Source organism: Microvirga sp. 2MCAF35, assembly GCF_052115545.1.
Lineage (GTDB): Bacteria > Pseudomonadota > Alphaproteobacteria > Rhizobiales > Beijerinckiaceae > Microvirga.
Window position 1 is genome coordinate 65,107 of sequence record NZ_JBFRGW010000024.1, and the last position, 12,170, is coordinate 77,276.

A 12,170-nucleotide genomic window follows, 5' to 3' on the forward strand; every position below is an offset into this window, starting at 1 on the left:
GCCAAACGCTCATCAGTATAAGGCCAGAAGAGGCACAGTCATGGCTATCAATCAGCAAGCTCCGGACATCCGGGAACTCAGGCCGCACATCACGGTTTTCGGCGTCGGCGGTGCCGGCGGCAATGCCGTGAACAACATGATTGAATCCGGTCTGGAGGGCGTCGAGTTCGTGGTGTCCAACACCGACGCGCAGGCACTGGCCTCGTCCAAGGCGCAGCGCGTGGTCCAGATGGGCATTCAGGTGACGGAAGGCCTCGGCGCCGGCTCGCAGCCGGAAGTCGGCCGCGCCGCCGCCGAAGAGGTGATCGACGAGATCCGCGATCAGCTCGCGGGCTCCCACATGGTGTTCATCACCGCCGGCATGGGCGGCGGCACCGGCACGGGTGCGGCTCCCGTCGTGGCACGGGCGGCCCGCGAGCTCGGTATACTGACTGTCGGCGTCGTCACGAAGCCGTTCCAGTTCGAAGGCGTGCGCCGCATGCGTCTGGCGGAAGCCGGCATCAACGAGCTGCAGCAGGCGGTGGACACGCTCATCGTGATCCCGAACCAGAACCTGTTCCGCGTCGCCACCGAGAAGACGACCTTCGCGGACGCCTTCGCCATGGCCGACCAGGTGCTCTATTCCGGCGTCGCCTGCATCACCGATCTGATGGTGAAGGAAGGCCTCATCAACCTCGACTTCGCCGACGTGCGCTCGGTCATGCGCGGCATGGGCAAGGCCATGATGGGCACCGGCGAGGCGTCCGGCGAGAAGCGCGCCATCCGCGCGGCCGAAGCGGCCATCGCGAACCCGCTCCTCGACGACGTGTCGATGAAGGGCGCGCGCGGCCTGCTCATCTCGATCACGGGCGGCAATGACCTCACCCTCTATGAACTCGACGAAGCCGCGACCCGCATCCGCGAGGAAGTGGACCAGGATGCCAACATCATCCTCGGCGCGACTTTCGACGAGAGCCTGGAAGGCATCATCCGCGTGTCCGTCGTGGCGACCGGCATCGACCACGCCATGTTGGAGAACGGCGGCGACCTGACGGCCACCGAGCAGCGCATCTCCGAGGTAGCCGAGCGCCTGCGTGCCGAGGCCCGTGCCCGCGCCACGCCACCCCAGGCAACGCCGACCTTTCGCTCCGCCGCCCAAGCCGAATCGGTGAAGGCGGCTCCGATCCTGAGCCAGAGCACGCCCGTCATGGCTTCGGCCCCCGTTGCTGCCTCGGCGCCCGTCGCGGCCCAGCCGGTCGAGCCCGCGCCGCAGCCCATGATCCGCGACGACGTGGTCCTCACGCCGGCTCAGCCCCGCCAGGCGGTGGCCTACGAGGCTCCGGCCCCTCAGGCTCCGGTCTACGAGGAGCCGGTGGAGCAGGGTGCCTTCATCCCGCCGCAGGCGGAGCGCGCCATGCGTCCGGCCCGGATGCCGCGAATCGACGAGTTGCCGATGCCGGCGCAGAATCAGATCCGCGCCAGCCGTGGCGAGGAGCCCGCTCACGAGCACAAGCCGTCGCTGATCCAGCGCCTCGCGACCATCGGCTTCGGCCGCCGCGAGGAGCCCCAGCATGCCCCCGCCGAGCAGCGCCAGGAGGCCCCGCGCCAGGCCATGTCGTCGGTCCATGCCGAGTACGCCCGCCGGCCTATGCCAGCTCAGGCGCAGCGCCCCCAGCAGGCTCCGATGGCTCCCGCACCCCGGGCCCATTCGGAAGACGACCAGCTGGAGATTCCCGCCTTCCTGCGCCGTCAGGCCAACTGATTTGACCTGATCGGCCTCTAAGAGCTGTTACAAAAAGGCCCCCAGCCACGACCGGCTGGGGGCTTTTCTCGTTAAAAATCTATTAAAATCAATGGTTTGAGAGTTATCCAAATTGTAACACAAAGTAAGAAAGCGTGATTTGGCCTAGCCTGACCGGGGGACTAAGGTGCCTCAACGTTTTAAGGGGCAGCGCTAATGAGAAGCCTGCCGGTCGGAAGTCATAAGCAGCAACTGCAGCTTCCCCGGCGAAATCGGCTCAGTTTGGCGACAAGGGTAGTTGAGGTTCAGGACTAATGAAGCAAAGCCAGCAAACCACGCTTCGCGCTGCCGTGACCCTCGTTGGAACCGGAGTTCATTCCGGGGATGAAGTGAAGATGATCCTTCATCCGGCAGAAGCGAACCATGGTATTGCTTTCCTGCGCACCGGCCTGGCCGGAGGCCTGGATCGGCTGATCGATGCCCGCCATCTGGCGGTCACCGCAACCGAGCTCTGCACCGTGATCGGCGACCGCGACACCGGCGCGGTCGCGACGATTGAGCATCTGATGGCGGCCCTGTCCGGTCTCGGCATCGACAACGTCCTCGTCGAGATCGACGGGCCGGAGGTTCCGATCCTGGACGGCAGCTCGGCTCCCTTCATCGACGCGATCGACCAGGTCGGCGTCGCGGTCCAGGGTGCGGTCCGTCGTTATCTCAAGGTTCTCAAGCCGGTTCGCATCACGCAGGGCAAGGCATTCGCCGAGCTTCTTCCCAACGACCGCGCCTTCCGCCTGGATGTGGAGATCGATTTCCCCACTCCGGTGATCGGCCGCCAGCGCAAGGTCATCGACCTTTCCCCCTCCGTCTTCCGTCGTGAAATCTCCCGCGCCCGCACTTTCGGCTTCATGCGCGATGTGGAGAAGCTCTGGAGCGCCGGCTTCGCCCTCGGCGCCTCCCTGGAGAACACGGTTGCTATCGGCGACGACGGCGTCATGAACCCCGAGGGCCTGCGCTACGCGGACGAGTTCGTTCGTCACAAGCTGCTCGACGCGGTGGGCGATCTGTCCCTCGCCGGACTGCCCCTGCTCGCGACCTACCGGTCCTATTGCGGCGGCCACCGCATGAACTTCTCCGTGCTCGAGGCCCTGTTCTCGAACCGGTCCAATTACGCCATCGTGGACGCCGTTCCACGTCGCGAGCCGGCCTATGCCGATCTCGGCAGCGTGGCTGCTTCGGTCCTCTCCCCCGAGATGCACTGAACGATGGCCCCGGAACGGGGCTTGCGTCTTTGGATATCGCTCGGTGGCCAAGCCTGCAGGTCGAGTTCAGGCGCTCCAGAGCCTCTCTCTCCCTGGCCGAAGATCCAAGCGCCCATTGGCCGCATGATTTCATGCAGGCTTTCTTAATTCCTATTGGGTAAACCCGCATGTATGGGCTTGGCTCTGGCCCCATGCTTGGGCTAAAGAACCCTGTGCATCGTTAAAACATCGGGCACGATTTTTGGAGGACCGCGAGGCATGTCGTTCGCGAAGGCTTATTCAAGTATGAAAGGCGCGTCCGCCCGCGCTTTGATCCTCGGCGTCTGCGCCTTGGGGCTCGCGGGCTGCGAATCCCTTTCGTCGCTGAACCCGTTCGACAAGGGCGAAACCTACAAGCCCGAGATCGTGGCGAACGCTCCTGCGGAAGAGATCTACAATGACGGTCTGGCCCGGGTGCAGAAGGGCGATTTCGACGGCGCCGTGAAGAAGTTCGGCAGCCTCGACAAGCAGTATCCCTATTCCGAATGGTCCCGGAAGGGGCTGATCATGGAAGCCTATGCCAATTACGAGGGCGGCTTCTATGAGGAATCGATCACGGCCTCCAAGCGTTATCTGCAGAGCTATCCCAACACGTCGGATGCGGCCTACGCCCAGTACCTGATGGCGTCTTCCTATTACGACCAGATCCCGGACATCACCCGCGACCAGGAGAAATCCGAGCGCGCCATCCTGTCGCTGCAGGAGCTGATCCAGCGCTATCCGACTTCCGAATATGTGGCCGACGCCAAGAAGAAGCTTCAGGTCGCCAGCGACCAGCTCGCCGGCAAGGAGCTTGAGGTCGGCCGCTTCTACCTGCAGAAGCGCAACTACGCGGGTGCCATCAACCGCTTCCGTACCGTGGTCGCGCGCTATCAAACGACCCGCCACGTGGAAGAGGCTCTTGAGCGTCTCACCGAGGCCTACATGGCCATGGGCATCGTCAACGAGGCGCAGACCGCTGCCGCCGTTCTCGGCCACAACTTCCCTGACAGTCCCTGGTACAAGGATGCCCATGCCCTGCTGACCAAGGGCGGCGTCGAGCCGCGCGAGGATTCCCAGTCCTGGATCAGCAAGGCCTTCCGTGGCGTTCCGCAGGTCGGTCAGCGCACGGGCTAAGCCTCACCATCCATGCTCATCCAGCTGACGATCCGCGATATCGTCCTCATCGACAGGCTTGAGCTGCACTTCCATGAGGGGCTGAGCGTCCTCACGGGTGAGACAGGCGCAGGCAAATCCATCCTGCTCGATGCCTTCGCCCTGGCCCTCGGCGGCCGCGGCGACGGCTCCCTCGTGCGCCATGGCGAAGCCCAGGGCCAGATCACGGCCGTCTTCGACTGCCCCCTCGACCATCCGGCCCGCCGCATCGCGGCCGATGCTGATATCGACGTCGACGGCGACCTGATCCTGCGCCGGGTCCAGGTGGCCGACGGGCGCACCCGAGCCTTCGTCAACGACCAGCCCGTCAGCGTGCAGGTGCTCAAGGCCATCGGCGCGACCCTGGTCGAGATCCATGGCCAGCACGACGACCGGGCGCTGGTCGATCCGGCCACGCACCGCGCGATCCTCGATGCCTTCGGTGGCTTGTCGGGTGAGATCCAGGCCGTCGGCGACGCCTCGCGTCGCGTTCGCGAAGCACGCCATGCCCTGCATGAGCACCGCAACCGGATCGACAAGGCCCGCAGGGAGGCCGATTTCCTGCGCCATGCGGTGGAGGAGCTGACCAAGCTCAATCCGCTGGCCGGGGAGGAGGAAACGCTCGCCGGGCGCCGTGTCGTCATGATGCAGTCGGAGAAGGTGGCCCAGGACCTCAACGAGGCCTATGAGGTCGTCGCCGGCAACACCTCCCCGGTCAATGAACTCTCGGCGGCCGTGCGCAAGCTCGAGCGCCGCGGCGCTCAGGCCCCGTCGCTCGTGGAGCCCAGCGTGAAGGCCCTGGATGCCGCGCTCGTCGCCATCGACGAGGCGAGGGAGGCCCTCGAACAGGCGATCCGCGCCACCGAATACGACCCGCGCGAGCTGGAGCAGACGGAGGAGCGCCTCTTCGCCCTGCGCGCCGCGGCCCGCAAATACGATGTTCCTGCGGACGACCTCGCGGCTCTGCGCAAGCGCTTCGAGGAGGATGTCGCGGCCATCGATGCCGGCGAGGAGCAGCTCGGCGGCCTGGAGAAGGCTCTCAAGGAAGCGGACGCCGCCTATGTGAAGGCCGCGAAGGCGCTCTCCGCTGGCCGGAAGAAAGCCGCACAGGCCCTCGATACCGCCGTTCAGGCCGAGTTGCCGCCTCTCAAGCTGGAGCGGGCCCGGTTCATCACGGACATCCAGATCGACGAGACCAGCCGTGACCCCAGCGGCTTCGAGCGCGTCGAGTTCTGGGCCCAGACCAATCCCGGCACCCGCCCGGGCCCCCTCATGAAAGTGGCCTCCGGCGGCGAGCTGTCCCGCTTCATGCTGGCCCTCAAGGTCGTCCTCGCCGACAAGGGTTCGGCCCCGACCCTGGTCTTCGACGAGATCGACACCGGCGTCGGCGGCGCGGTGGCCGACGCCATCGGCCAGCGCCTCGCGCGCCTGGCGGAGAAGGTCCAGGTCATGGCCGTGACCCATGCACCGCAGGTCGCGGCCAAGGCCGGCAGTCATTTCCTCATCGCCAAGGAAGGCGTGCGCGGCGCCAAGGACCGGGTCGCGACCCGCGTGATCCCACTCGAGGCCACGCCGCGCCGAGAGGAGATCGCCCGCATGCTCGCCGGCGCGACCATCACCGAGGAAGCGCGCGCGGCAGCCGCGCGGCTGCTCGACGCGGCGGCTCATTAAGGCTACCCCGCTTCATTCGAGCGAATTGCCCGCCCAGTAACGGGACATGCTCAGGTATGTGAACGACGTCGACCATCCGATGAGGACGATCCCGTTCAGCGATTCGAGACTCGCGATCAGCCGCATCATGCCGAGCGGAAAGATGTCCCCGATGCCCAGGGTGCTGAAAGTCTCTGCGGAAAAGAACAGGTAATCGGCGAAATTGACGGCCCTGTTGCCGCCAAAATCGCCGATGTTCAAACCCGTATCCGCGATCCAGTATGCGAGCGCATAAATGGCGATTTCCACGAAATGCGCCGTGATGACTCCGAACACCACGACGAGAACTTTCGGATGTGACTGGATCGTCGATTTCTGCAGCACCTTCGACAGGCCGCTGAGCGCTTCGTAATGAACGACGACGGTCAGCATCAAGGGAGTGAACGTCAGGGCGATCGTGGCAATCACTGTTTCCATGAAGATTGCCCACGGGGGTTAGCGAACAACGGGACGCATCATGCACGGCCGCGACGAGGATGATCGAAGTTGTCTCTTCGCAGCCGAGCCCCGAAAAAGGGCACTCCGAGGAGGGAGCGCCATTCGGACACAGGTGGAGGCGCCAGAGGGTGGATGTTACCCGTTGCGAGAAAGCAGCTTTCCGCTTTCCCTTGGCCAGCATACCGGCGAACCGGATCCCTTTCGCCGAAACATGCTCTGATGTATCGGACCCGGAGGAACTCGCGACCTCCGGGATCAAGCCGATGCGCTCGTCAGAAAACAATCGACTCTAGGGCATTGGACGTGAATTCGACCTCACGTCCCATGCTCCAGGTTTTTGCTTTCTCGCATCTTTGCACGCAAAACCGGTTCCCACTTTTGCGTTCGATGCTCTAACGGACCGAACCCGTGGACGACGGATGGCAAGCCGCGCTGGTCGATCCCGCTGGGCACGAAGCGTTTTTCTTCGCCTCGTTCATATGGCTCTTCTTGGAAGCCGTATGGTGCCGGACGGTGGCGTGCTTGGGATGGGTGGACGACGACGTCGCCGCCTGCGCGGCCAGCGGGGCGCCTGCGAGGAAGGCCAGTGTCGACATCGCGATCAGCAGATGTTTCATGGATTGTCTCCATTCGATGACAGTACCTGTGGGTACCTGACGAGGATCCTACGGCACCTGAATTAGGGGAGAATGAGGGCCGAAACGGTCTGGCTCCGTGCGCCACTTCAAGCGGCAAATTGCGCGATTGCCTTTCATCGCCTCCCGGATTGAACTCATCCTGCATCGAGAGCGGCCATCATGCGGGTTCTCCTGGTCGAAGACGATCCTTTGATCGGACGCAGTCTGACACGGGCTTTCGAGGGATCGGGAGCGGCGATCGATTGGGCGCGAGCGGGAGACGATGCGCTCGCTGCCTTGAGGGTGAACCGCTATTCCATCGTCCTGCTCGATCTCGGATTGCCCGACAAGGCCGGCCTCGATGTGCTCAAGGAGATGCGTGGCGGCAGGGATGCGACGCCGGTGCTCATCGTCACGGCGCGCGACGATATCGAGACCCGGGTGGCCGGGCTGGATTTCGGGGCGGACGATTTCATCGTGAAGCCCTTCGACTTCGACGAACTCGCGGCGCGGATCCGGGCGGTGGTCCGCCGTCATGCGGGGCATGCCACGTCGCAGATCCGCTCCTCCGAGATCGTCCTCGACCTCGCCGCTCACGAGGTCACCTACAAGGGCGCCACGCAGCTTCTTCCGGCGCGGGAGTTCGCGCTTCTGCAGGCCCTGCTTGAGCGGCCCGGCACGATTTTATCCCGCCAGCAGCTCGAGGACGCGCTCTACGGCTGGGGCGAAGAGGTCGAGAGCAATGCGGTGGACGTGCTGATCCACTACATCCGCCGCAAATTCGGCAACGACATCATCCGCAACGTTCGCGGTGTCGGCTGGATGGTGATGAAATGAAACGCCGCAAATCGCTCCGCACGCGTCTCACGGTCTGGTTCACTGCCCTGTTGATCCTCTTCGGTCTTCTCGGAGGGCTGGGAGCGTATATCGCGGCTCAGCAGGATCCGGCGAATCTCCTCGACGATCAGATGCGGGAGATCGCCTTCAACGTGGTCAGCTCCGTCGACGATCTGGCGCAGATGCCGGCGCCGCCGCTTGAAGCCGAGGATATGCTCGTCGTTCAGGCCTGGGACGCGGACGGACACCTGCTGAAATCCTTTCCGTCCGGATTCGACCTGCCGCGTCAGGCGCAAACCGGATTCTCGAATTTCAATGCGCCAAGCGGGCAGTGGCGCAGCTACACCTGGGTGCTGGACGACGGCACCATCCAGGTCTCTCAAAGAGCGAGCGTGCGCCGGGAGCTTGCCCTCATGGCGGCGTTGCCCGCCATCGTCACGACGCTGCTCCTCATTCCTATATCGGCCCTGCTCGTTCGGTGGCTCGTCGGCCGGATTCTCGCGCCGGTGGACGAGCTGGCGCGCCAGCTCATGGCGCGTCAGCCGGACTCCACGCAGCAGCTCGCCCTGTCGGATGTGCCGGGCGAAATCGTTCCGCTCATCCAGGCGATGAACAAGGCGCTCGAACGGGTCGCGGACATGCTCGCGTCGCAACGGCGCTTCGTTTCCAATGCGGCACACCAGCTGCGCACGCCTCTCACGGCCCTACGGATCCAGGCGCGCAATCTGCGCCATGCGTCCAACCCTGGAGCGGCCGCCGAGGTTCTCGACGACATGGATCTCGGCTTCCGGCGGATGTCGATTCTGACGAGCCAGCTCCTCGCCCTGGCGCGGGCCGAAGCACCATCGGCTGCCGAGATACCGCAACCGGTCGATCTGGCCGACGTGCTGCGCGAAGCCTTGCGCGGCGTCGCTCCCCTGGCCGAGAGCAAGCCTGTCACGCTGGAGCTCGCGGCTTTGCCGAGCGTTCATGTGTGTGCCGAGCGGCACGATCTCGAAACGATCGTCTCCAATCTTCTCGACAACGCCATCCGCTACACGCCTCCAGGCGGACGGATCGTCGTCACCGCGCATTGCACGGCCGGAAGGGCCGAGATCGAGATCGCCGATAGCGGTCCCGGGCTTCCTGACGATCTGCTCGAACGGGTGTGCGATCCCTTCGTGCGTGGGAGTCATGAGCAGGAGGGAACGGGACTTGGCCTCTCCATCGTCAAGGCTCTTGTGTTTCGGGCCGGAGGTCGTCTTTCGCTGCGCAACAGGCCGGATCGCAGCGGCCTGATCGCCAAGGTCGATCTTCCGGCTTTTCCGATGTCACGCGGTTCGGACCGTTCCGGCGCTTAAGTCATCGTTTGCCCATCACGTTTCATAATTCAGCCTTGGGTACCAATCCGTGCCGCGTCCTTCGGGCGTCATGTCGAGCACGTTCCACAGGGGCGCGAGGTCGGGAGCGCCCCGGGGATCCTGGTCGGGATCGGCGGAATCGCCTGTCATCTCGCCGCTCCAGAAATGACGGATGGTTCCGTCCCGCCGGGTGAAGACGTTGAAGCTCGGGATCTCGGAGCCGTCCGGCAGCACCCCGTGATAATCGCGGGAATAGTTGCCGTTGAGGTCCGAGTAGAGTTTGAGGTTTTTCCAGCCGCGCTCCTTCTTCCAGGCGATCAGCCGCTCGATCGGCGAGCGGGCGACGACGGCGAGCGCCATGCGCTGCTGGATGTCGGCACCGTTGCCTTCGAGCGCGCCGAGCAGATTGGTGCACATGGGGCAGGGGCGGTCGCGCTGCGGGCCGAACATGTAGCTGTAAACGGCGAATGATTCATGGGCACCGAAGAGATCGGCGAAACTCACCGGGCCGTTCTCTCCTTCGAAACGATAGTCGCCGATCACCTCTCCGCCGGGCGGCAGAGCGCGGCGCTGCGCCGCCACGCGCTCCAGATGGCGGCGCAGTTCGATCTCCTCCGCGAGGAGGGCCGTGCGTGCGGCGCGGTACGCGGCGCTCTCATTGGGAAAGCGCACGGGGGAACGCCGGGCGAGTTCCTCGGCGGGGACAAGGTCCTTGGTCATGGAATGCTCCGGATCGTTTCAGAGCATCGGACCCAAAAGTGGACTTGCACTTTTGGGACCCATCCGATGCTCCACTTCTTGAAGAGCGCATCGCTCGGGACGGAAAACCGGGTCCACTTTTCCGTCCGATGCGCTAGGCCTTGCGCGGACCCACGAGTCCGAACAGGGCTCCCTGCGGATCGCTGGCGACGAGGATGAAGACGCCGCCCGGCACCTCGGCCGGTCCGTAATGGATGGTGCCGCCGCTGCCCGGTACGGCCTTCGCGGCCGCATCAATGTCCTCGGTGCCGAAGTAGAACATCCAGGCCGGGGGAGGGCCTTCCGGCATGCGCTTCATCACGGCTCCGATGGTCTGGCCGCGATGCTGCAGGAACCGGTACTCGCCCATGTCGCCCATCGGCATGGCATCGCCCTTCTCCCAGCCGAAACGGGCCGTGTAGAAGGCAAGCGCCGCCGCCGGATCCGAGGTGGCGAGTTCGTTCCAGTTGCCATGGCCGAACTGGCTCTGGTCGAAGGCCGTGCTCGTTCCGTCCGATGCTCCGCGCATCACGTAGAACGTGACGCCCTGGGGATCGGCGAGCATCGCGAAGCGGCCGATGCCGGGAATGTCGGTGGGCGGCATGTGTTGTGCGCCGCCGGCCTGAACGATGGCCTCCGCCGTCGCATCGACGTCGTCGACGGCGACATAGCCGAGCCATGTCGGGCGCATGCCCGCACGCTCCGCGTTGACCGGCAGAGGCATCAGGCCGCCGACATCCTCGCCGCGGATTCCGAAGATCCTGTAATCGCGATCGGAACCCTGTGCCGCCCGTGTTTGCCATCCGATCACCGCGCCGTAGAAACGCGCGGCCGCGTCGGCATCGGAGGTCAGGAGTTCATACCAGATGAAATCGCCGTGATGATTGGCCATGGGGCACCTCAGACGTCGAGGATCGGCATGAAGCCGCCGAAGATCATGCGTTTGCCGTCGAAGGGCATCATCTCGCCCATGGCCTCCATGCGCGGATCGGTCATGATCTTGTGGTTGGCCGCGTCCCGGACTTCCTTCGACGGATACTCGATCCAGCTGAACACCACGATCTCGTTGTCCTTGGCCTCCACGGCGCGGCGGAAATCCGTAACCTTGCCGTTCGGCACGTCGTCGCCCCAGCACTCCACCATGCGGGTCGCGCCGAACTCCTTGAACAGGGGCGCGGCCTCGGCGGCGTGCCTGCGGTACTCCTCCTTCTTGTCCGCCGGAACGGCGAGCACGAAGCCATCGACATACTTCATCGCGTATCTCCCTTGGGGCTTGCTGAATCGGGTGAGCTCGATCGCGCGGCGCTTGGCACACCTGTTTTTCTTGACAAATAAGTTGATATCAACATAATTAGACCATGTCAAACCTTCGGGACGTTCCCTACGAGACCACCCATCTGGTGCGCGACACCTGCCTGTGCCTGCATGTCCAGCGCGCCGCCCGCACCCTGTCGCGCCTGTTCGACGAGGCGTTGCGGCCGGTGGGGCTCACGTCCGGGCAGTTCTCCCTGTTGAACGCGCTCAATCGCCCGGCGCCGCCCTCCATCGCCCCGGTGGCTCAGCTTCTCGCCATGGACCGGACCACCCTGACCGCCGCCCTGAAGCCGCTGGAGCGGGATGGCCTCGTCGCCATCTCCAAGGATCCCGACGACCGCCGCAACCGCCTCCTGAGCCTCACGGACAAAGGCAGGGACGCTCTCGCCTCGGCCATTCCAATCTGGTGCGACCTCCACGCCGCCATCGAAGCCGGCATGTCGGGCCTCGAGCCCGGTGACCTGCGCGGCGCGCTGACGGGGCTTTCAAGATCTAAAGTGCCTGTTTTGGCGTAAATCGGAGGCGGATACGTTAGCCAGCCACTCACGTCTTTTTGCCAATCTCTGCCCTCATCCTGAGGAGCAGCCCAGCTGCGTCTCGAAGGATCGTCCAGAGCACGGGAGGCGCCCTCGTGCCCAGACATCGTGCCCGGACATCGTCCGGGATTTCGAGACGGATTGCCGGCGCAATCCCCTCAGGATGAGAGCTTGGGGCGCGGGAATTGAGCGCTCCGTTTCTATCCTCTGCCACGTCATGGCCGGGCTTGTCCCGGCCATCCCGATCGGAAGGACGCAGCGCTCTAAGGAAGCGGGATCACCGGCACGAGGCCGGTGATGACGGGGGAGGATGTGGTGAGGGTGAGTGCATGTTCTCACTTTGTTCTTGACAGATGCTGCAACCTTGGCTATATCGTTGCACAGCCTGATCCGACGAGGGGCGCGCTTCGCGAGGCGTCGCAAGTTGTGGGAGCAGGCACGGTCCTGTCCGCCGGTCACGCAGCCGGCGCCAGGAGGCCCTTGGCAGC

General features: G+C 64.5%; 12 protein-coding genes. 7 read left to right on the plus strand and 5 right to left on the minus strand.

The window, feature by feature from the left end:
* The first annotated feature begins 40 nt into the window (after positions 1 to 40).
* The 4 genes from ftsZ to recN all read left to right on the plus strand — a co-directional run bounded on the left by ftsZ (position 41) and on the right by recN (position 5,823).
* Positions 41 to 1,741, plus strand: coding sequence for a cell division protein FtsZ (gene ftsZ, locus AB4097_RS13725; RefSeq protein ID WP_442040403.1), 1,701 nt, complete (start codon positions 41 to 43; stop codon positions 1,739 to 1,741).
* Positions 1,742 to 2,034: 293 nt separating this feature from the next.
* Positions 2,035 to 2,979 carry a UDP-3-O-acyl-N-acetylglucosamine deacetylase gene (gene lpxC / locus AB4097_RS13730; RefSeq protein ID WP_442040405.1) on the plus strand — a complete coding sequence of 315 codons (945 nt, stop codon included), beginning with the start codon at positions 2,035 to 2,037 and terminating at the stop codon, positions 2,977 to 2,979.
* 258 nt (positions 2,980 to 3,237) lie between these two features.
* Positions 3,238 to 4,134, plus strand: a complete 897-nt coding sequence (locus AB4097_RS13735; protein ID WP_442040407.1) for an outer membrane protein assembly factor BamD — start codon at positions 3,238 to 3,240, stop codon at positions 4,132 to 4,134.
* 12 nt (positions 4,135 to 4,146) lie between these two features.
* Positions 4,147 to 5,823, plus strand: a complete 1,677-nt coding sequence (gene recN / locus AB4097_RS13740) for a DNA repair protein RecN (protein ID WP_442040409.1) — start codon at positions 4,147 to 4,149, stop codon at positions 5,821 to 5,823.
* A gap of 12 nt (positions 5,824 to 5,835) precedes the next feature.
* On the opposite strand, the gene AB4097_RS13745 is transcribed toward recN, so the two are convergent.
* Both AB4097_RS13745 and AB4097_RS13750 read right to left on the minus strand, forming a co-directional pair.
* A complete protein-coding gene (locus AB4097_RS13745) occupies positions 5,836 to 6,279 on the minus strand; it encodes an ion channel (RefSeq protein ID WP_442040411.1) in 444 nt (147 codons plus the stop codon).
* A gap of 413 nt (positions 6,280 to 6,692) precedes the next feature.
* Entirely contained in the window at positions 6,693 to 6,917 is a 225-nt protein-coding gene (locus AB4097_RS13750) for a hypothetical protein (RefSeq protein ID WP_442040413.1), read from the minus strand.
* Between the two features lie 180 nt (positions 6,918 to 7,097).
* Here AB4097_RS13750 and AB4097_RS13755 point away from each other — a divergent pair, with 180 nt between their 5' ends.
* Together AB4097_RS13755 and AB4097_RS13760 are read left to right on the plus strand one after the other, a co-directional pair.
* A complete protein-coding gene (locus AB4097_RS13755; RefSeq protein WP_442040415.1) occupies positions 7,098 to 7,754 on the plus strand; it encodes a response regulator transcription factor in 657 nt (218 codons plus the stop codon).
* A complete protein-coding gene (locus AB4097_RS13760) occupies positions 7,751 to 9,094 on the plus strand; it encodes a sensor histidine kinase (protein ID WP_442040417.1) in 1,344 nt (447 codons plus the stop codon). The genes AB4097_RS13755 and AB4097_RS13760 overlap by 4 nt, the downstream gene beginning before the upstream one ends.
* A 15-nt stretch (positions 9,095 to 9,109) precedes the next feature.
* On the opposite strand, the gene AB4097_RS13765 is transcribed toward AB4097_RS13760, so the two are convergent.
* The 3 genes from AB4097_RS13765 to AB4097_RS13775 all read right to left on the minus strand — a co-directional run bounded on the left by AB4097_RS13765 (position 9,110) and on the right by AB4097_RS13775 (position 11,086).
* Positions 9,110 to 9,814, minus strand: a complete 705-nt coding sequence (locus AB4097_RS13765) for a DUF899 family protein (protein WP_442040419.1) — start codon at positions 9,812 to 9,814, stop codon at positions 9,110 to 9,112.
* 133 nt (positions 9,815 to 9,947) lie between these two features.
* Positions 9,948 to 10,724, minus strand: a complete 777-nt coding sequence (locus AB4097_RS13770) for a VOC family protein (protein ID WP_442040421.1) — start codon at positions 10,722 to 10,724, stop codon at positions 9,948 to 9,950.
* Between the two features lie 8 nt (positions 10,725 to 10,732).
* The gene (locus tag AB4097_RS13775; RefSeq protein WP_442040423.1) at positions 10,733 to 11,086 is read right to left on the minus strand and encodes a DUF1428 domain-containing protein; all 354 of its coding nucleotides are present in this window, start codon (positions 11,084 to 11,086) and stop codon (positions 10,733 to 10,735) included.
* Positions 11,087 to 11,190: 104 nt separating this feature from the next.
* On the opposite strand from AB4097_RS13775, the gene AB4097_RS13780 reads away from it, so the two are divergent.
* Positions 11,191 to 11,661, plus strand: a complete 471-nt coding sequence (locus tag AB4097_RS13780; RefSeq protein ID WP_442040425.1) for a MarR family winged helix-turn-helix transcriptional regulator — start codon at positions 11,191 to 11,193, stop codon at positions 11,659 to 11,661.
* Positions 11,662 to 12,170: the final 509 nt, after the last annotated feature.